Here is a 19,109-nt window from a genome sequence, read left to right as displayed (position 1 = left end):
GCACGACACGCGGCGTCCCACGAAGGGATGCCGCGTGTCGTGCCACCCGAAGGCCCGGTCAGCCGGCGGTCGCGGTGGTGAGCGCCTGGGAGAGGAACGACGAGAGAGCCGCGGCGTCGTCCAGAGGCCCGGTGTACACGGAGCCTGCGGCGACCACAGTGACGCCGGACGACGCGGCGGTGGCGTCGGTCGCGTACGGGATCGAGGTCGTCGCTCGCGTGCTGGCGGCATCCGCCCACTGCGCGTAGGTGTCGCCGTCGACGCAGTCCACGACGTCGTCGGTCGCGGCGGCCGTGGTCATGACGCCGCTGAGGTCCCCCGAGGTCAGGGTGGTGCCGGTCGCGGCGCCGTCGATGCCGATCTGCAGCATCGCGTTCCAGGCGGCAAGCGCGGCATCGGGCTGCAGCGCGGCGAAGCAGCCGAACGCGGCGACGGCGGCGAGCGCGTCCGCGCTGCCGGTCTGCGCGATCGGATGCAGCTCCAGCGACACGTCGCCGGCGGTGAGGGCGCTCTGCAGCGTCGCACCCGACGTCGACCAGAACGTCGCAGCCTCAGCCGAGGTCGGGTCGACGTACAGCTGCACGTCGAGCACCCCGGTCGTCGCGACCTCCGATGCGCTCTTCTCGGGCGTCGCGCCGCCCTCGAGCGCTCCGGTGGTGACCGGGGTCACGGTCGACCCGTCGCCGGCGCTCTTGAGCAGCAGGCCGTCGGTCAGCATGTTGGCCGGCCCGCGGGCGGCATCGGCGGCGGCTTCGGCCTCCTTCGCGGCCTCGGCGGCCGCAGCGTTGCCCGCCGAGACGACGCCGGCGGTGATCCCGCCCGCCACCGCCAGCACCACGACGGCGCCCGCCGCCGACCATGCCGCGATGCGCCGCTGCCGGCGCTGCCGCGCCCGGCGTTCCCGTTCCTGCCGCGCCATGTCCCGCACGAACGCCTGGCGCTCGCGCTTGGTCATGCCCTGCAGCAGGCTCCTGTCGACCTTGACCTGGGCCATGCGGCTCCTTCCACTCGCGCCACGACGCTAGGGAGGCTCCTCATGAGCCGGATCTGCGGATCCTAAGAATGCGATGGGAACGAGGTGGCCTCGGCCGCCTCGCGCGCGCCACGACCCCACCGGAACGGCGACACCGTCGGATCGCCCGGCACCCAGAACCGCCAGGGGAAGACGTCGGTGCCCGCGACACCCGCCACCCCCACCCTCGGCCCGGCAGCCACCTCGGCCAGCGGCGTGGCGCGCAGCTCCAGTGCGGCCACCGCGCCGTGCCAGGGCGCGCCGGTGATTGCGTCGATCCCGTCGTGGAGGGGATGCCGCAACCCGACGGCGTCGCCGAAGCGCCCGGGTCCGCGCGCCAGGTCCCGGACGGACCGGGCGGCCGGACGGCGGCGGAAGGCGGCATCCACTCCCTCGATCACCTCGCCGGCGCGCAGCAGACAGCCGCCGGCGACCCCCTCGGGGCCGGACACCACGTTCACGCACGAGTGGATGCCATGGCTCAGGTACACGTACAGATGGCCGGGCTCGCCCCACATGGTCGCGTTGCGGGCGGTCCGTCCCATGCGCGCGTGCGAGCCGGGATCCGGCACCGATCCGGTACCTCGTCCGTGATAGGCCTCGACCTCGGTGATCCGCACGACCACCGTCTCGCCGCCCACGACGGTCGTCAGCCGGGCGTCGAGCAGGCGCGGTGCCACCTCGGCGGGGAGCCCCTCCAGGTCGGCACGCGTCGCCGCCCGCCACCGCCCCTGCACCATGCCGCGAGTCTACGGGCGGGCTCACCCGCCGCGGGTGGTGCCGTCCGGCGACCCCGCGCACTACTGTTCGCGCATGGGGAAATGGTTCGTGCTCATCCTGCTGAGCGTGTCGCAGTTCATCATGGTGCTCGACAGCACGGTCATGAACGTCTCGATCTCGACCGTCGCGCATGACCTCGGCACCGACATCTCGGGCATGCAGGCGGCCATCACGTTCTACGCGCTCACGATGGCGGCCTTCATGCTCACGGGCGGCAAGCTCGGCGACCGGTGGGGGCGCAGCCTGGCGTTCCGGATCGGCTCGGTCGTGTACGGCATCGGCTCGCTCACCACGGCGCTGAGCCCCAACCTGACCGTGCTCATGCTCGGATGGTCGCTCGTCGAGGGCCTCGGCGCGGTGCTCGTGATCCCGGCGATCGCCGCCCTCGCCGCGATCAACTACACCGGCCGGCAGCGCGTGGTCGCGTTCGCCGTGCTGGGCGCTGTCACCGGCGGCGCTGCTGCGGCGGGTCCGCTCATCGGCGGTCTCGTCACGACCTACTCGTCGTGGCGCTACGTCTTCGTCGCCGAGGCGGTCGTCATGACGCTCGTGCTCATCGTCTCGGGCCGCATCAAGGACGTGCCGGGCGACCGCACGCTGCGCATCGATCTGCTGAGCGTCGTGCTGTCGGCCCTTGGCCTCGGCCTCGGGGTGTACGGCATCCTGCAGTCCAAGACGTGGGGCTGGATCGTGCCGCTGGATCCTCCGGTCGTCGGCGGCCAGCCGTTCGCACCCTTCGGGATCTCGCCCGTCGCCTACCTCATCCTGCTGTCGATCGTCGTGCTCTGGCTGTTCGTGAAGCGGCAGCAGCGCCTGGAGCGCACCGGGCGGGTGCCGCTGTTGAAGATCAGCCTGCTGCGCATCGGCGCCCTGCGCAGCGGCCTGACGATGTTCATGGCGCAGTACTTCGCGATCGCCGCGCTGTTCTTCGTCGTGCCGGTGTACCTGCAGACCATCCTCGGCTTCGACGCGCTGCAGACGGGACTGAAGATCCTGCCGCTGTCGATCGGGCTCATCCTGTTCTCGATCCTCGGCTCGCGCCTGTCGACCGTGCGGTCGGCGCAGAACATCGGCCGCATCGGCCAGCTCACGCTCGGCTTCGGCGTGCTGATCGTGTTCCTCGCGGTGCAGCCGGATCTCGTCGGCTGGGCCTTCGCCGTCGGCATGTTCGTGGTCGGAGCAGGTTTCGGACTGCTCGCCTCGCAGCTCGGCAACGTCAACATGTCGGCCGTCGGGCAGTCCGACACGTCCGAGGTCGGCGGACTGCAGGGAACGTTCCAGAACCTCGGCTCGTCGTTCGGCACGGCCGTCGTCGGCTCCGTGTTCATCCTCCTGCTCACGTCGGGATTCACCACCGCCGTGCAGGAGAGCACCTCGATCCCCGCCGACGTGCGCGATCAGGTCGTCGCCACCGCGTCGAAGGGCGCGCCGATCGTCTCGCAGCAGCAGGCGGAGGACCTGCTGACGGATGCCGGAGCGGACGCCGCGTCCGCCCAGCAGGTCGCCCAGCTCTACGCCGACACCCAGGTCGAGGCGCTGCGGCAGTCGCTGTTCTTCGTCTTCGCCCTCACGCTGCTCGGGCTGATGCTGTCGGCGGGTCTGCCGTCGAAGATCCCGGTCCCTGACCCCGTCGAGGCGGACGCCGTCGCCGAAGGGCCACCGCCCGGCGACTGACCTCGGCCGACCGACCGGGGCCGGAGCCCGGAGCCCCGACGGCGCAACGCGTCCCGGGAGGCCGTGCCGAGCGGCATCCCGGGACGCGCCCCGACGCGGACGGAGTCGGGGCCGGAGCCCCTCCGCGTCGGAGTGTGCGGACCTGCGAACGCAGGCCGGAGAACGGTTCAGGCGGGGCGCACGGCCGAGCCCCGCGGGGTGCCGACGGCGATGAGCAGTGCCGTCCCGACCGCGGCGAGCACGAACCACATGAGCCCGAGCGCGCCCGACCCGTAGCCCATCGCGACGTAGCAGAGGGGCGCGGCGCCGACCGCGGCGAGGCCCGCCACCGTGAGCACCGAGAGCAGCGGGTCGTGGCGCGGCACCGCGCGGACCACCGACACGGCGGCCCCGATCACCACGGCGACGGCGATCACCATCGCGACCGGCATCCACCACAGCGCGGCGAACGTCGTCGCACCCGCGACGACGAGCGCGCCGGCGGTGCGCGGCATGCGGGCGCGCAGCACGACCCCGGCGGCGAGGAGCGCCGACAGCGTGATGGCCTGCACCGAGCCCTCGACGTAGGGCATGCCCGGTTCGAGGAGCTGGCCGATGCCCATGGCGAAGCCCCACGCCGCCAGGACGGCGGCACCGAGCACCCACCACCAGCGGTCGACGAGACGGAATGCGTTGTTCATGGATCTTGCCTTCTGTTCGGCCGGCAGACCCCGTGATGCCGCGCGTTGCGTGTGTACCCAGAGCAGGTCGGCCGGAACGCCGGCCACCGCTCGTCGTGCGATCGAGAGCGACACCGCGAGCCGCGGCCGCCCCGTCTCGTGCGCGTCGGCCTGCTGCTCCCACAGGTCGGAGTGGATCTCGTCACGCCGACGCTCGGCCGTCTGCGCGCTCACCCCGTCCGTGTAGCAGTCCACCCACGCCAGGACCAGCCGTGCGGCGACACCTGTCGCCGCCGCCGTCCTGTTCCCGTGCCGGGTCTGCTGCCCGTTCACGGCGTCTCCCACGCGGCGCGCCCGACGGGCGACGTCCGCGACGTCTTCAACCGGTGCTCGGCGAGGGCGACGGCGGTCGCACCGGTCACCTCGTAGAGGCGGCGGCGCGGGCGGCCCTGCTCGGCCGCCACGTCGGCGTCCTCCCAGTCGCTGCTGAGCAGCCCGGCGGCTTCGAGCCTCCCGAGCGCCTTGTACAGCGTGCCGTGCGCCGTGAGGGTCGACGTCTCGTCGCCCTCGGCGATCAGCTTGGCGATGCCGAACCCGTGGAACCGCCGGTCGCCGGCGCGATCCAGCCGCAGCGCCGCGTCGAGGATCTCCGCCTCGAGCGGCAGCAGGGTTCCGGGCCGTCTTCTCATGCCTCCAGTTATAGGCAGATATCTTCCCATTGTCAATGGGAAGATATGAAGACGAGTGGATGCCGCACCCGGTCAGGCCGTCGGCGGCACCTGGCACCACGAGATCGACGACCCCTGCAGTGCCACGACCTGCGTCCCGTCGGCGATCTCGAGCACCCGCGTCTCGGGCCGCTCCGGCAGGGGCAGCTGGTACGTGTCGTAGGAGTTCGTCACCGCGTCGGGCGCCACCTGCACCGCGACGTAGCGGGAGCTGGGCGACACGCACACCTGCAGGACGGCATCCGTGTCGTCGATCTCGGTGAGCATGCGCGTCGCACCGTCCGCCGCGACGAGCGCGACCGAGGTGCGCCCCGTCGGGATGCCGTCCGCATCGAGCACCGCGGCGGTGCGGATCGTCGAGCCGTCCGGCAGCGGGGTGACCGACGTCGTGCCGCCGAGGTCCTGATCCGGCGCGACGAGCTGCTGCTCGCTCGCATCGGTCAGGTCGATGACCGCCGCGTGGTCTGCCCGGTCGACGACGGCCTGGTTCGAGCCGCGGGCGATGCCGTCGAGGCCGAGGGCGACACCCAGGGCGGTCGCCGAGTCCGTGCCGCCCGACCCCGTCAGCAGCAGCGAGCCGTCGAACGACAGCAGCAGGATGCTGTCGGTGTCGGGCACGAACCGCCACTCCGCGACGCGCGGGTCGGCGCCCTGCACCTCGATCGGCACCGGGTCGGCGGTCGGGTCGCCGAGCGAGGCGGTGAACAGCCGGCTCTCGCGCCCCGCATCGGCGCCCAGGTGCGCGTCCGAGAACGTGTAGCCGATGCGTTCGCCCCGGTCGGCGCTCTGCAGGTTCGACACGTAGCCCTCGCCCGGCAGCGGCAGCTCCTGGGGGTTCTTGCCGTCGAGATCGGTCACGATGAGCCCGGCCTCGTCATCGTCGGTGCGCACCGAGACCACGAGGTGCGACCCCGTCGCCCGGAAGTCCTCGATGTGCGGATGCCGGAACACCGCGACCGCCTTGTCGCCCGCGAGATCGGTACGGTAGATGAGGTCGCCGTCGTCGCCGCCGCGCTGCAGCAGGAACGCCTCGGCCTTCGGCGTCTGGAACGTCTCGGTGATCGTCGCGGTCGGACCGCCGCCGAGCGAGGCGACGCCGGCGATCTTCACGGTGTAGTCCGTGTCGTCCCACAGCGGCAGGGTGAACCGCACCCCGACGCTGCGTCCCGACGTGTCGACCTGGAACGGCGTCGCGGGACTCACCGTCACCTGCGAGGGATCGACGTCGGCGAGCGACTGCGTGGTGGTCACGATGAGACGGGATCCGGATGCCGCAGCCGCTGCCGCGGGGTCCACGTAGACGTCCGTCACGCGCGGGCCCTGCGCCACGCTCGCCGCCGCGCCGGCGAGTCCGAGCACGACGAGGACGCCCAGCACGAGCGTGAAGCTCGCGGCGAACGCGCGGCCGCGCCGACGCTTCGCCCGGGCACGACGCGTCGGCTGCTCAGTACTCATACGGATCCTCGGGCTCCGGGATCTCATCCACCTTCGCCGCGTCGACGACGAGCCGGCCGTCGGAGGACGAGCGCACCGTGCCGGTGATCGTGACCCACTGCCCGGTGTCGGGCACATCCGACGCGGGGACGATCGGCAGGCTCGCCGGCTGCGCATCGATGACGCAGTGGGTGATCACGAGCCGCGTGAGGTCGAAACCGCCGTCGGCGCCGGGCGTGACGAATCCCGTGAGTTCGACGGGGTCGCCGTCGAACGCGTCGGGGTTGGTGGCCGTGGCGAACGCCGTGGCCCATTCGCCGACCCCGAACGAGGAGGTGTCGCCGGTCGAGGCCAGCTGGATCGTGTCGGCCCCGCCGAACAGCGGCGTCGCCCCCACGTCGCGCGACATCGCCAGCTCGGCGCTCAGCGACGCCGGGGGCAGCACCAGGGTGAGCACGACGACGCCCGATGCGGCGACCCCGCCGGCCACCGTGGCGGCGAACGCGAGCGGGTGCCGCGGGTGCTCGTGGTCGTGCACGAGGTCGTCCGCGCGCCGATGCGTTTCGTCTCGCCCGTTCCTCGCTCGCTCAACGACCGGGTGATGCGCGTCGCCGTGGTCGTGCCCGTGGTCGGCCTCCGCGCCAAGCGGCAGCGCGAACGACGCCACCGCGCCGACGAGCACGAACACCGCCATCGCGACGGCGAACCAGGCCGAGTCGGGGTTGATGTACAGCCCCAGCCGGCCCGTCACCGCGAGGCCGATGGTGACGACGGCGAGCGAGGCGGCGAGCCCGACGCCCAGCCACCGCGTGCCGATGAACCCCGACCTACGCAAGGAGGTTCACCGCCGTCCCGATCGCGAACGCCGACAGGAGCACGACGGCGACGATGCCGCCGAGCGTGCGCCACGTGAACGTGGTGCGCAGCAGCGCCAGCATCTTCACGTCGACGAGCGGTCCGACCAGCAGGAACGCGACGATCGACCCCGGCGTGAAGGTCGACGCGAACGACAGCGCGAAGAACGCGTCGACATTGGAGCAGATCGACACCACCATCGCCAGCAGCATCATCGCGACGATGGACAGCGCGGGGTTCGAGCCGATGGCCACGAGCGCCTCGCGCGGGATGAGCACCTGCACCGCTCCGGCGAGCGCCGAGCCGATGATGAGGGCGGGCATGACGGCGCGCAGCTCGATGACGAACTGCGCGATCGTGCGCCGCCACTTGCCGCCGGGTTCGTGCACGACGAGCTCGCACGTGTCGCGGAAGCGCTCCGTCAGCAGCCCGTCCGGCGAGGGATGCCGCGAGTACAGCCATCCGATGAGGTTGGCGATCGCGTACCCGCCGAGGATGCGCGCGACGAGGATGCCGTCGCTGAACCCGAAGGCCTGGTGGGTCGTGATGATGACGATGGGGTTCACGATGGGCGCCGCGATCAGGAACGTCAGCGTCTCGGGCACCGAGAACCCGCGCATGAGCAGTCCGCGTGCGAACGGCACGTTGCCGCACTCGCACACCGGCACGATCATGCCGAGCAGCGACAGCACCGCGCGCCGCGCCCACGCGCGGCGCGGCATCCATCGTTCGATGACGCCGGGCGGCACCCACACCTGCACGACGATGGACAGCACCACGCCGAGCGCCACGAACGGCATCGACTCGATGAGCACGCTGATCGCGAGCGTCAGGCCGTCCTGCGCACGGGTGGGGAGGGATGCCGGGAACAGCGTCGGCGCGAGCCAGTCGATCAGGAACAGGCCGCCGACGACGGCGAGGCCGACGCAGAGCCACAGGAACGCGCGAGCCTGCGGCGACGGCCCGAGACGGGCCGTGACCGGCTCGTACCGCGCTCTCGCCGGACGCTGCGTCGGGTCAGTCCGCGTCACGCTGCTGGGCGCGCTGGTCGTCGGCGGCGGCCGCGCACGACGCGCACAGCCCGAAGATGTCGACCACGTGCTCTGCGTCGCGGAAGCCGTGGCGCTCGGCGGTGGCGCGCGCCCACTGCTCGACGTCGGTGGCCTCGATCTCGACCGTCAGGCCGCAGGAGCGGCAGATGAGGTGGTGGTGGTGCCCGGCGCTGCTGCAGGCGCGGTACAGCGCCTCGCCCTCGGGGCTCTGCAGCGAATCGGCGTCGCCCTGCGCCGCGAGCCCCGCCAGGGCGCGGTACACGGTGGCCAGTCCGATGCCGGTGTTCTCGTCGCGGAGGGTGGCGTGCAGCGACTGCGCACTGACGAATCCGCGGGCGTCCGTCAGCGCTTCGCGCACGCGTTCGCGCTGCCACGTGTTGCGCTGGGCCATGCCCGCGAGTCTACCCGCGGCCCCTGGACGCGAGCCGGGACGGGTCACGCCGGGACGCGGGTGACGCGGCCCCTGCGGGCGCCGATGCCGCGGCACACGAGGTAGATCACGAACGAGATCGTCGTGATGTACGGGCTCACCGGCAGGGTGCCCATGATGGCGAGGAGGATGCCGCCGACGGCCGACACGAAGCCGAACAGGGCCGACAGCAGCGGCACCGACAGCGGGCCGGACGCGACGCGCATCGCCGCCGCGGCGGGCGTCACGAGCAGCGCCATCACGAGCAGCGCGCCGATGATGTGCACCGCGACGGCCACGATGAGACCGAGCAGCAGCATGAAGACGAGCGACACCGCGGTGGTCGGCACGCCCCGTGCGGCCGCGGACTGCGGGTCGAGAGAGTCGAACCGCAGCGGGCGCCAGATGAGCAGCAGCCCCAGCAGCACGACGGCGCCGATCGCGACGAGCCACCCGAGCTGTCCGGTCTGCACCGACACGATCTGCCCGGTGAGCAGGCTGAAGCTCGACGCGCTGCGCCCGTCGTACAGCGACAGGAACAGGATGCCGAGACCCAGGCCGAACGGCATCAGCACGCCGATGATCGAGTTGCGGTCACGCGCCTTGGCGCCGAGCAGCCCGATGATCGCGGCCGCGATGATCGAGCCGACGATCGAGCCCGTAACGACGTCGACGCCGATGAGCAGAGCGGCCGCGGCGCCGGCGAACGACAGCTCGCTGATGCCGTGCACTGCGAACGCCATGTCGCGCTGCATGACGAAGACTCCGACGAGCCCGCCGACCAGGCCCAGCACCGCACCCGCCCACAGCGAGTTCGACACGAGCGCCAGGATGTCGCCGTAGTACGGCAGCCCGCCGAACATCGCATCGGCGATGTCACTCCAGTTCACAGGTGCGCCTCGCCGTCGTGGTGGTGATGGGATGCCTCGGCATCGGGCGCGCCGACGACGACGAGCCGGTCACCCGCCCGCAGCACGAACACGTGCGCGCCGTACAGCGCGGTGAGCACGTCCGAGCGCAGCACCTCCTGGGGCGTGCCGAGCGTGAAGCGCCCGTTCGCGATGTACAGGATGCGGTCGACCTTGCCCAGCAGCGGGTTGATGTCGTGGGTGACGAGAAGCACGGCGGCGCCGCGTTCGCGGCGGTGGCGGTCGATGAGGCCGATGACGGCCTGCTGGTTCGCGAGGTCGAGGCTCGTGAGCGGCTCGTCGCACAGCAGCAGCGGCGGGTCGTCGGCCAGCGCCTGTCCGGCGCGCAGCCGCTGCTGCTCGCCGCCCGACAGCTCGCCGACGGGCCGGTCGGCGAAGCCCTGCGCGCCGACGGCCTCGATGAGCCTGTCGACGCGCGCGCGGTCGCCGCGGCGGGGGATCGGCAGACCGAACCGGTGGCCGTCGACGCCGAGCGTCACGAGGTCGCGACCCCGCAGTGACGTGTCGCGCGGCAGCGGGCGCGCCTGCGGCAGATAGCCGACGCGGCGGTTGCCGCGGCCGTGCACCGGCTCGTCGAGCACCGAGATGCTCCCGGCGCTGAGCTCTTCGAGCCCGAGGATCGCGCGCAGCAGGGTCGTCTTGCCCGACCCGCTGGGTCCGAGCACGGCGACGAGCTCGCCCGGCCGCACGTCGAGGTCGAGCCCGGCCCACAGCTCCCGGTCGCCGCGCTGCAGCGCGGCACCCCGGATGCTCAGGACGGGCGCGCCGCCCGACGCCGGTGCTGTCATGCCAGCGCCGCGCTCAGGGCTTCGATGTTCGCCTGCATCCACGAGACATAAGTCTCTCCCTTCGGGAGCGTCTCCGAGAACGCGATCGTCGGGATGCCGTGCTCTCCGGCCGCGTCGACGACGAGCGCCGTCTCGGCCCCGCCCGTCTGGGTGTTCGTGATGAGCACGCTCACCCCGCCGCCGCGGATGAGGTTCAGGGCTTCGAGCAGCGTGGCCGGCGCGACGTCCTGCTCCTCCTCGACGGCCTCGCTGAACGCCTCGGGCGTGACGTTCACGAGCCCCGCGTCCTCGATGAGGTAGCCGGGCACGGGCTCGGTCATGAACACCTGCTCGCCGTCGTGCGCCGCCGCGATGTCGGCCAGCGCGGCGTCGAGGCCGTCGAGGTCGGCGCCGAAGGCCTTCGCGTTCGCGGAGAACTGGGACGCGTGGTCGGGGTCGAGGTCGGCCAGTTCGTCGGCGATCTCCTGCGCGACCGCGCGCATGGTGTCGACGTCGTACCAGACGTGCTCGTTGAAGCCCTCGACGTGGGCGTGGTCCTCGTGCCCTTCTTCGGCGTGGTCGTCGTGGTCCTCGTCGGCGTCCTCCGGCCACTCCGGTGAGAGCTCGGCCGCCGTGATGACGGGCGCCTCGGTGCCGCTCGCGTCGATCAGTCCGTCCACGAAGGCGTCGTAGCCGCCGCCGTTCTCGATGACGAGATCGGCCTTCGACACGATGAGCTGATCGCGGGCGCTCGGCTCGAACGAGTGCGGGTCCTGCGACGCGCTGGAGACGATCGACGTCACGTCGACGGCATCCCCGCCGATCTCGGATGCGATCTGCCCGTACACGTTCGTCGAGGCCACGACCTGCAGCCGCCCGTCGTCGGCGCCGGCACTGGCCGCGCATCCGGCGAGGACGAGAGTGGATGCCGCCGCCAGGCCGAGCAGGGTGAGCGCACGTCGAGACTGGTTCATGTCCACGACTCTAATGTTAATGAGAATCGTTCTCAAATCGAGGTTCCGAGGACGACGCCGGACCCCCTGCTAGGGTCGGGCCGTGCCCAAGCAGGTCCGCCGCTCCTTGCTGTTCGCGCTGCCCTTCCAGGTCGTGACGATCGCGCTGGCGCTCGTGCTCGCCCTGATCGGATTCCCCATCCAGGTGCTGCTGACCGTGCTGCTCGCGCTGACGATGTGGGCGCCGGCCGCCGCGGAACTGGTGTTCCGCACGACCCTTCCGCGGGCGCTGCAGCTGCACTACCTGATCTTCATCACGCTCGGCCCGTTCGCCGGCAGCGCGCTGAACGTCTACGCCATGATCCCGGACTGGGACACCCTGATCCACTTCGACTCGGGCGTCATGCTGGCGTGGCTCGGCATGCTGTGGGTGCGCCGCGTCGAGGAACGGGTCGGCACGCCGCTGCCGTCATGGTTCGGCCTGCTCGTCGTGCAGCTCACGCCCATGGCGTTCGCGGCCGCGTGGGAGATCTGCGAGTACGCGAGCGACCTGATCATCGGCACGAACTCTCAGAACGGCAGCCTCGAAGACACGATGGGCGACATCATGGCCGGCACGCTCGGCGGCCTCTTCGCGATCGTCCTGCTGGTGATCCTCCGGCGTCCGCGCACGGTGGCCCCGGCATCCCTCGTCCGCGCCGCGCGCCGCTCCGGGAGTGCGGAGCGGACGGACGCGCCGCACTGATCGCGTCGATCAGTCCAGCAGCAGCGCCGGCTCTTCGAGGATCGAGGCCACGTCGGCGATGAAGCGCGACATGCCGTCGCCGTCGATCACGCGGTGGTCGAACGACCCGGCCACCGTCGTCACGAAGCGCGGACGCACCTCGCCGTCGACCACCCACGGCTTCTGCCGGATCGTGCCGAGGGCCACGATGCCCGACTCGCCGGGGTTGATGATCGGCGTGCCGGCATCCATCCCGAACACGCCGATGTTCGTGATGGTGATGGTGCCGCCCTGCTGATCGGCGGGGCTCGTCTTGCCCTCGCGCGCCGTCAGGGTGAGCTTCTCCAGCGCCTTGGCGAGCTCGCGCATCGACAGGTCCTGCGCGTCCTTGATGTTCGGGACGAGGAGGCCGCGCGGGGTGGCGGCCGCGATGCCGAGGTTGACGTAGCGGCGGACGCGGATCTCGGCGCCGCCCTCCGCGTCGACCCAGGCGGCGTTCACCATCGGCGTGCGACGGGCCGCCCAGATGACGGCGCGGGCCATGATGAGCAGCGGCGAGACGCGGATGTCGGCGAAGTCCGGCGAGGCCTTCAGCCGCTTGACGAGCTCCATCGTGCGCGTCGCGTCGACGTCGGTCCACACCGACACGTGCGGGGCCGAGTACGCCGACTGCACCATCGCCGAGGACGTCGCCTTGCGCACGCCCTTGACGGCGATGGTCTCTTCGCGGCCCGCCGCATCGGGGGCGGGGGTCGCCGGCGCGACGACCGGCGCGACACGGGCCGGCGCGGGGATCGTCTCCTCGCGCACGTCGCCCCATTCGGGCGTCTCGATGTTGCGGAACACGCTGGCCTGCGACGCGTGCTTCACGACGTCTTCGCGCGTCACCTCGCCGGCCGGGCCGCTGGGCGTGACGACAGCGAGATCGACTCCGAGGTCGCGTGCGAGCTTGCGGATCGGCGGCTTGGCGACGACCCCGACGGATGCCGCCACCCGCTCCTCGGCCGGCGCCACCCCCGGCCCCTGAGCCTGTCGAAGGGTGCGGCGGCGCGACTGCGCGTGCCCGCCGGTGCCGTAGCCGACCAGCACCGCACCCTCGCCCGCGTCGGCGGGCTCGGCCGGTGCGCCGTGCTCGGACTGGCCGACGGTCGCGGGGGACGAGGCATCCACTCCCGCGCCGGAGGCGATCGTGATGATCGGGGCGCCCACGTCGACGGTGTCGCCCTCGGCGACCAGCAGCTCGCCGACGGTGCCGGAGAACGGCGACGGCAGCTCGACGAGCGACTTGGCCGTCTCGATCTCGACCAGCACGTCGTTGACCGCCACGGTGTCGCCGGGCGCGACGCGCCACTGGACGATCTCGGCTTCGGTGAGGCCTTCACCCACGTCGGGGAGGACGAACGTCTGCGTGCTCATGGGAGCTCCGATCAGTAGGCCAGGGACCGGTCGACGGCCTCGAGGATGCGGTCGGCGTCGGGCAGGTAGACGCCCTCGAGCTTGGCCGCCGGGAAGGGGACGTCGAAGCCCGACACGCGCAGCACCGGGGCCTCGAGCGCGTAGAACGCCTGCTCCATGACGGTCGCCGCGACCTCGGAGCCCAGCGACGCGAAGCCCTGGGCCTCCTGCGCGTAGACCATGCGGCCGGTGCGGCGCACGGACTCCAGGATGGGGCCGTAGTCGATCGGCGACAGCGAGCGCAGGTCGATGACCTCGATGCTCGTGCCCTCGGCCTCGGCGAGCGCAGCGGCCTGCAGCATCGTCGTCACCATCGCGCCGTGGCCGACGAGGGTGACATCGGTGCCGCGGCGGACGACGCGCGACGCGTGCAGCGGCAGCGCACGGGCGGTCGTGTCGACCTCGCCCTTCATCCAGTACTTCGCCTTGGGCTCGAGGAAGATCACGGGGTCGGCCGATGCGATCGCGTCCTGGATCATCCAGTAGCCGTCGTTCGGCGTCGACGGGCTCACGACCCGCAGGCCCGGAGTGTGCGCGAAGTACGCCTCGGGGCTCTCCTGGTGGTGCTCGACCGCGCCGATGTGCCCGCCGTACGGGATGCGGATCACGACGGGCATCTGCAGCGCGCCCTCGTGGCGGTTGGTGAGCTTCGCGAGCTGAGTGGTGATCTGGTCGAACGCGGGGAAGACGAAGCCGTCGAACTGGATCTCGACGACGGGACGGAATCCCGCCATCGCGAGGCCGATCGCGGTGCCGACGAGTCCGGACTCTGCCAGCGGGGTGTCGAGCACGCGCCGGTCTCCGAACTCGGCCTGCAGCCCCTCGGTCACACGGAACACGCCGCCGAGCTTGCCGATGTCCTCGCCCATGAGCAGCACGCGGTCGCTGCCGGCCAGCGATGCGCGCAGGCCGGCGTTGATCGCACGGCTGAGCGGCAGGTTCTCCGGTTGCTGAGCCTGTCGGAGCACGGTCATGCCTGGCCTCCCTCGAAGGACGCCTCGTACCCGGCCAGCCACTGCCGCTGCTGCTCGATCAGCGGATGCTCCTCGGAGTAGACGTGCGCGAACATCGAGTCGGCCTCGAGGCCGTCCAGCGCGTTCGTGCGCTCGCGGATGTCGGACGCCAGCGCCTCGGCCTCGGCCTCCACGTCCGCGAAGAACGCCTCGGATGCGCCACGGCCCAGGAGGAACGCCTTCATGCGCGCGATCGGGTCGCGGCGGCGCCACGACTCCTCCTCGTCCGACGTGCGGTACTTGGTCGGGTCGTCGCTCGTGGTGTGGGCGCCCAGCCGGTAGGTCATCGCCTCGATCGCGCGCGGGCCCTCTCCCGAGCGCGCCTCGTCGAGCGCGGCACGCGTGACGGCCCAGCTGGCGAGCACGTCGTTGCCGTCGATGCGGATGCTCGGCATGCCGTACCCCTCGCCGCGCTTGTACAGCGGCGAGCGCGACTGCGTGGCCACGGGCACCGAGATCGCCCACTGGTTGTTCTGCAGGAAGAACACCTCGGGCGTGCGGTAACTCGCCGCGAACACCATGGCCTCGTGGACGTCGCCCTGGCTCGACGCGCCGTCGCCGTAGTAGACGATGACCGCTTCGTCGCGCGCGGGGTCGCCGGTGCCGCAGCGGCCGTCGAAGACGAGGCCCATGCCGAAGCCGGTGGCGTGCAGCGTCTGGGCGCCGAGCACGAGCGTGTAGATGCGCGTGTTGCCGTTCTTGGGGTCCGTCGGGTCCCAGCCGCCGTGCGTGAGGCCGCGCATGACCCGGATGATGTCGATCGGGTCGACGCCGCGGATGCGGGTCACCACGTGCTCGCGGTACGACGGGAAGAGATGGTCCTGGGGGCGTGCGGCACGGGCGGAGCCGACCTGTGCGGCCTCCTGTCCGTAGCTCGGCGGCCACAGCGCGAGCTGCCCCTGGCGCTGGAGGTTGGTCGCCTGCACATCGAACGCGCGGATGACGGCCATGTCGCGGTAGAAGGTCTCGAGCTCGGCGTCGCCGAGGCCGTCGACCGCCTCGCGATACCGCTCGGCGGCCGGGGTGGGCGCGAAGGTCCCGTCCGCTTCGAGGAAGCGGACGACGGGGGCGTCGGTGTCGGCGGCACCGGCGCCCGTTGCCGTGGCGTCGGTCATCACCGAGTCTTCAGGCGGGGTCACCGTTCTACGCTAGCCCGCGTCCGGCGTGGCCTTCTGGGAGGTCTTTCACAACGGATGCCGCGATCCGTAGGACCTTGTCGACAGACTCCTCCTCACCGACGGAGATCCGGATGCCGTCACCGGCGAACGGGCGGACGATCAGACCCGCCTCTTCGAAGGCCCTGGCGACGGCGAGGGTCTCGTCGCCGGCGGGGAGCCACACGAAGTTTCCCTGTGCGACCGGGATGCGCCAGCCGGCCTCGCGCAGCGCGGCGGCGAGGCGGTCGCGGCGCTCGGCGATGACGCCCACGCGGTCGAGCAGCTCGTCCTCGACGTCGAGGCTCGCGAGCGCCGCCTCCTCGCCGAACGCGGTCACCGACAGCGGGATGGCGGTGCTGCGCGCGGCATCGAGGATGCGGGGGTGGCCGACGGCGTAGCCGACGCGCAGTCCGGCGAGCCCGTAGGCCTTGGAGAACGTGCGCAGCACGACGACGTTCGGGTGGGCGCCGCCGGCGAGCACGACTGCCCCCTTGACGGCGTCGGGGTCGGTGACGAATTCGGCGTAGGCCTCGTCGAGGATCACGAGGATGTCGGACGGCACCTTCGCGACGAACGCGTCGAACTCGGCCTGCGTGACGATCGGACCGGTCGGGTTGTTGGGGCTGCACACGATGATCGCCCGCGTGCGGTCGGTGACGGCCGCGGCCATCGCGTCGAGATCATGGCGGGCGCCTTCGGCGAGCGGCACCTGCACGGCGTTCGCGCCGGCCACCACGGCGAGCCACGGGTACGCCTCGAACGACCGCCACGCGTACATCACCTCGTCGCCGGGGCCCGCGGTCGCGAGTACGAGCTGGGCGAGGATCGAGACGCTGCCTGCACCGATGTGCACGCCGTCGGGACCGACCCCGAACCGCTCGCCGAGCCGCTCGCGCAGGCGAGCGGCGGTCGCGTCCGGGTAGCGGTTGAGCGCGGTCGCCGCCTGCACGCGTTCCAGCACGCCCGGGAGCGGGTCGAAGGGGTTCTCGTTGCTCGACAGCTTGAACGCCTCGGCTCCGGCCTGCTTCCCCTGCTTGTACGGTGGCAGCGCGGCGACCTCGGGGCGCACGCGGACGGGGATATCGGGAGCGTCGGTCACGGGCCCAGTCTACGAATCCTCGCCGTGCGCGCGGGCGCACGGGATGCTGGCCCCCGGAGGACGCCCATGGAAGACTGGCCGGACTATGGGCTTCCTCCTCCGCATCGTCGTCAATGCGTTCGCGATCTGGGTCGTGACCCTCATCCCGACGCTCCAGGTCACGGTCGTGCCGTTCCCGCCGGGCGAGACGCTGCAGACGGTGCTGACGTACCTCATCGTGGCGGCGATCTTCGCGCTCGTGAACACGATCATCGGCACCGTCATCAAGGTGCTGGCGTTCCCCATCTACATCCTCACGCTCGGCCTCATCGGCCTGCTGATCAACGCGTTCCTGCTGTGGCTGACCGCGTGGCTGACGCACTGGTGGAACTGGGGCCTGCGCGTCGAGGACTTCTGGTGGGGCGTGGTCGCGGCGATCATCATCTCGCTCATCAACTGGGTCTTCGGCATCATCCTGCGTCCCAAGAAGGACTGATCCGCCCTCACCCGCGCTCCGCGGCGTACTCGCCGACCTCGACCGACTCCGCTCGGGCCAGGTCGTCGAAGACGGCACGCAGCCCGGCGACCCGCGGGTCGCCCGACGCGTCGACCATCGCCGCGGTCTCGGCATACGCCGTGAGCCGGTGCGCGGGGAGCGTCGCGTCGTCCGCCCCCGTGTCGGGGTCGTAGACCCGCTCGGCGACGAAGCTGCCGGGGGCGCCGACCCCCTCCAGCGCGCCACCGCCGGCGAGGCCTGCGACGGGATCGTCGGTGTGGCGGATCGCGACGCTCAACGTGCCGGCACCGACATCGGCTTCGACTGGCGAGCCCAGCGAGACCAGGGTCTGCACGTCGTAGTCGCCCTCCAGCGCGAGATGCGCGCCGATCATGCCGCCCTGCGAGAAGGCCACGACGTGTACGGCGTCGCCTGCCTCGACGCCCGCCGCGGCGAGCGCGGCCTCGGTCGCGGCATACGAGTCCGACATCCGCCCCGAATAGAGCTGCAGGTTCGACTCGTTGTCCCACGGGTCGTCGCCGCCGACGACATCGCCGGACTGCATCCCGGCGATGTACACGACGGCCTGCCGGGATCCGTCGGGCATCGTGTACTTCTCGACGCGCACCCGCGCCGCACCGTCGCCGGGGATGCGGGCGGCCGCAGCCGCGAGGGACGGCGGCGCGACGGCGGACGGAGGACGCCACGACGACGGACCCGCCTGCCCGACCGTCGTGGCCGGCGCCGGCGCGGTACCCGGCATCGAACCGGACGGCCCCTCGGGCTTCACCGCGGTGACCGTGACGGCGCCGGCCGTGCCGGTGAGTCGCGCGCCCGGCCCCACGCGTCCTGTCCCGGCCATCCCGACATAGGCCGCCGCGCCGAGGGTGCCGAGGCCGACCGCCGCGCCGCCCCAGATCGCTCCGGGGTCGCCGAATGTGTCGCCGACACCGACGCCCCATTGCGTCCCCTGACGGACGAGCTCGCCCGGCCACATGATGCTGCGGGCGAACTGCGCCCCCACGGCGGCGTCCCAGGCGTCGGGGTGGAGCGCGATCAGCTCCTCCCGACGGGCCCCCAGCGTCGCGGCCGACGCGGCGTCGCCGGCGAGTGTCGCCGCGCGCAGGGCGGCGTCGAGCTCGACGAGCTCATAGACGACCGCCGCCTCCCGCAGCGCCACGCCGATGGCACCCGCCTCGAGGCGCACCTCGTGGAGCCGCGTGCCGAGGACGGATGCCGCCGACACGGCCTCCCACGCGTGCTCGCGCGCCATCAGCAGCATGTTCTGCAGCGCCGCCAGCCGCATCCCGATGTCGGCCAGGTCGCCGTCCGCGGCGACGAAGCCCTCCGCCGTCCGCCGCAACGTGGCCGTGTCGACCGCGACCGCTCCGCCGCCGGTGATCTGCAGCCCGTCGTCCGCGCGGAACCAGCTGTCGCTGACCAGGTTGACGATGCCCTCGGGGTCGCCCGTCCGTCCGGCGGCCGCGACCCCGCCGCCGGCCGCGGCGTCCGCGGCGTCCACCGTCATCGCCCGCCGCCTGACACGAGCGACGCGACGGCGCGGGCCGACTCCGCGAAGGCCGCGCGATCGCGGGCCCGTGCCGCGTCCAGCCGAGCAGTCTCGGCAAGCCCCTGCAGGCCCGATACGGCGCCCGCCCACGCGTCGGCCCGCACGTGGAACGCCGTCGCGGCCTTCGCCTGCCAGTCCGTCTCGAGCGACAGCCGCCGGGCGAGGGCGGCGGCATCCTCGAGCCGCTCGATGAGGCGTGCGAGCTCGCGCGCCACGATGGCCAGCTGATGGGATGCCGCGGTGTCGGCGGTCGGGAGTGTCACGCGTTCAGCATCGAACGGGCCGCGGCCCCGGCGGCGCCCCGACCGGGCAACTGTGGACGACCCGCGTCTGCGTCCCGGATGTGCAGGAGGCGCCGCACCTG

General features: G+C 72.1%; 20 protein-coding genes. 3 read left to right on the top strand and 17 right to left on the bottom strand.

Annotation, left to right across the window (positions count from 1 at the left end):
- Positions 1-58 precede the first annotated feature (58 nt).
- Positions 59-994, bottom strand: a complete 936-nt coding sequence (locus tag ACFWJ8_RS20820; RefSeq protein WP_378815153.1) for a hypothetical protein — start codon at positions 992-994, stop codon at positions 59-61.
- A 62-nt stretch (positions 995-1,056) separates the two neighbouring features.
- The gene (locus tag ACFWJ8_RS20815) at positions 1,057-1,752 is read right to left on the bottom strand and encodes a DNA-3-methyladenine glycosylase (RefSeq protein WP_378815151.1); all 696 of its coding nucleotides are present in this window, start codon (positions 1,750-1,752) and stop codon (positions 1,057-1,059) included.
- 73 nt (positions 1,753-1,825) lie between these two features.
- Between ACFWJ8_RS20815 and ACFWJ8_RS20810 the strand changes: the two genes are divergently transcribed.
- Positions 1,826-3,466 carry an MFS transporter gene (locus tag ACFWJ8_RS20810; RefSeq protein WP_378815149.1) on the top strand — a complete coding sequence of 547 codons (1,641 nt, stop codon included), beginning with the start codon at positions 1,826-1,828 and terminating at the stop codon, positions 3,464-3,466.
- Between the two features lie 167 nt (positions 3,467-3,633).
- Here ACFWJ8_RS20810 and ACFWJ8_RS20805 read toward each other — a convergent pair whose 3' ends face one another.
- The 9 genes from ACFWJ8_RS20805 to ACFWJ8_RS20765 all read right to left on the bottom strand — a co-directional run bounded on the left by ACFWJ8_RS20805 (position 3,634) and on the right by ACFWJ8_RS20765 (position 11,273).
- Positions 3,634-4,458 (bottom strand): hypothetical protein, encoded by an 825-nt coding sequence (locus tag ACFWJ8_RS20805; protein ID WP_378815147.1) that lies wholly within the window; start codon positions 4,456-4,458, stop codon positions 3,634-3,636.
- Entirely contained in the window at positions 4,455-4,814 is a 360-nt protein-coding gene (locus ACFWJ8_RS20800; RefSeq protein WP_378815145.1) for a PadR family transcriptional regulator, read from the bottom strand. The genes ACFWJ8_RS20805 and ACFWJ8_RS20800 overlap by 4 nt, the downstream gene beginning before the upstream one ends.
- 72 nt (positions 4,815-4,886) lie before the next feature.
- A complete protein-coding gene (locus ACFWJ8_RS20795; RefSeq protein WP_378815143.1) occupies positions 4,887-6,308 on the bottom strand; it encodes a hypothetical protein in 1,422 nt (473 codons plus the stop codon).
- Positions 6,298-7,122 (bottom strand): TIGR03943 family putative permease subunit, encoded by an 825-nt coding sequence (locus ACFWJ8_RS20790; protein WP_378815141.1) that lies wholly within the window; start codon positions 7,120-7,122, stop codon positions 6,298-6,300. The genes ACFWJ8_RS20795 and ACFWJ8_RS20790 overlap by 11 nt, the downstream gene beginning before the upstream one ends.
- Complete coding sequence (locus ACFWJ8_RS20785) at positions 7,115-8,173, bottom strand: permease (protein WP_378815139.1); 1,059 nt, start codon at positions 8,171-8,173, stop codon at positions 7,115-7,117. Before ACFWJ8_RS20785 ends, ACFWJ8_RS20790 begins: the two co-directional genes overlap by 8 nt.
- On the bottom strand, positions 8,160-8,585 hold the full coding sequence (locus tag ACFWJ8_RS20780; protein ID WP_378815137.1) for a Fur family transcriptional regulator: 426 nt from the start codon (positions 8,583-8,585) through the stop codon (positions 8,160-8,162). The genes ACFWJ8_RS20785 and ACFWJ8_RS20780 overlap by 14 nt, the downstream gene beginning before the upstream one ends.
- Positions 8,586-8,629: 44 nt before the next feature.
- Entirely contained in the window at positions 8,630-9,493 is an 864-nt protein-coding gene (locus ACFWJ8_RS20775; RefSeq protein ID WP_378815135.1) for a metal ABC transporter permease, read from the bottom strand.
- Positions 9,490-10,320, bottom strand: coding sequence for a metal ABC transporter ATP-binding protein (locus ACFWJ8_RS20770; RefSeq protein ID WP_378815133.1), 831 nt, complete (start codon positions 10,318-10,320; stop codon positions 9,490-9,492). The genes ACFWJ8_RS20775 and ACFWJ8_RS20770 overlap by 4 nt, the downstream gene beginning before the upstream one ends.
- Positions 10,317-11,273 (bottom strand): metal ABC transporter solute-binding protein, Zn/Mn family, encoded by a 957-nt coding sequence (locus ACFWJ8_RS20765; RefSeq protein WP_378815131.1) that lies wholly within the window; start codon positions 11,271-11,273, stop codon positions 10,317-10,319. Before ACFWJ8_RS20765 ends, ACFWJ8_RS20770 begins: the two co-directional genes overlap by 4 nt.
- An 82-nt stretch (positions 11,274-11,355) precedes the next feature.
- Here ACFWJ8_RS20765 and ACFWJ8_RS20760 point away from each other — a divergent pair, with 82 nt between their 5' ends.
- Positions 11,356-11,997, top strand: a complete 642-nt coding sequence (locus ACFWJ8_RS20760) for a hypothetical protein (RefSeq protein WP_378815130.1) — start codon at positions 11,356-11,358, stop codon at positions 11,995-11,997.
- Positions 11,998-12,006: 9 nt separating this feature from the next.
- On the opposite strand, the gene ACFWJ8_RS20755 is transcribed toward ACFWJ8_RS20760, so the two are convergent.
- From ACFWJ8_RS20755 to ACFWJ8_RS20740, 4 genes are read right to left on the bottom strand one after another with little or no spacing between them, the layout of a single operon-like run.
- Positions 12,007-13,392 carry a dihydrolipoamide acetyltransferase family protein gene (locus tag ACFWJ8_RS20755; RefSeq protein WP_378815128.1) on the bottom strand — a complete coding sequence of 462 codons (1,386 nt, stop codon included), beginning with the start codon at positions 13,390-13,392 and terminating at the stop codon, positions 12,007-12,009.
- 11 nt (positions 13,393-13,403) lie between these two features.
- Positions 13,404-14,405, bottom strand: coding sequence for an alpha-ketoacid dehydrogenase subunit beta (locus ACFWJ8_RS20750; RefSeq protein WP_378815127.1), 1,002 nt, complete (start codon positions 14,403-14,405; stop codon positions 13,404-13,406).
- Positions 14,402-15,559 carry a thiamine pyrophosphate-dependent dehydrogenase E1 component subunit alpha gene (locus ACFWJ8_RS20745; RefSeq protein ID WP_378815155.1) on the bottom strand — a complete coding sequence of 386 codons (1,158 nt, stop codon included), beginning with the start codon at positions 15,557-15,559 and terminating at the stop codon, positions 14,402-14,404. Before ACFWJ8_RS20745 ends, ACFWJ8_RS20750 begins: the two co-directional genes overlap by 4 nt.
- Positions 15,560-15,587: 28 nt before the next feature.
- Complete coding sequence (locus tag ACFWJ8_RS20740) at positions 15,588-16,700, bottom strand: histidinol-phosphate transaminase (protein ID WP_378815125.1); 1,113 nt, start codon at positions 16,698-16,700, stop codon at positions 15,588-15,590.
- 85 nt (positions 16,701-16,785) lie between these two features.
- Here ACFWJ8_RS20740 and ACFWJ8_RS20735 point away from each other — a divergent pair, with 85 nt between their 5' ends.
- Positions 16,786-17,175: a phage holin family protein gene (locus ACFWJ8_RS20735; protein ID WP_378815124.1), complete on the top strand. Its 390-nt coding sequence runs from the start codon at positions 16,786-16,788 to the stop codon at positions 17,173-17,175.
- Positions 17,176-17,182: 7 nt separating this feature from the next.
- On the opposite strand, the gene ACFWJ8_RS20730 is transcribed toward ACFWJ8_RS20735, so the two are convergent.
- Positions 17,183-18,703 carry a hypothetical protein gene (locus ACFWJ8_RS20730; protein WP_378815122.1) on the bottom strand — a complete coding sequence of 507 codons (1,521 nt, stop codon included), beginning with the start codon at positions 18,701-18,703 and terminating at the stop codon, positions 17,183-17,185.
- The gene (locus ACFWJ8_RS20725; RefSeq protein ID WP_378815120.1) at positions 18,700-19,008 is read right to left on the bottom strand and encodes a hypothetical protein; all 309 of its coding nucleotides are present in this window, start codon (positions 19,006-19,008) and stop codon (positions 18,700-18,702) included. Before ACFWJ8_RS20725 ends, ACFWJ8_RS20730 begins: the two co-directional genes overlap by 4 nt.
- Between the last annotated feature and the right edge of the window lie 101 nt (positions 19,009-19,109).

Source organism: Microbacterium sp. NPDC058389 (genome assembly GCF_042722305.1).
Taxonomy (GTDB): Bacteria; Actinomycetota; Actinomycetes; order Actinomycetales; family Microbacteriaceae; genus Microbacterium.
The sequence above is the reverse complement of the archived record's forward strand: the minus strand, read 5'-3'. Positions and strand labels throughout refer to the sequence as shown.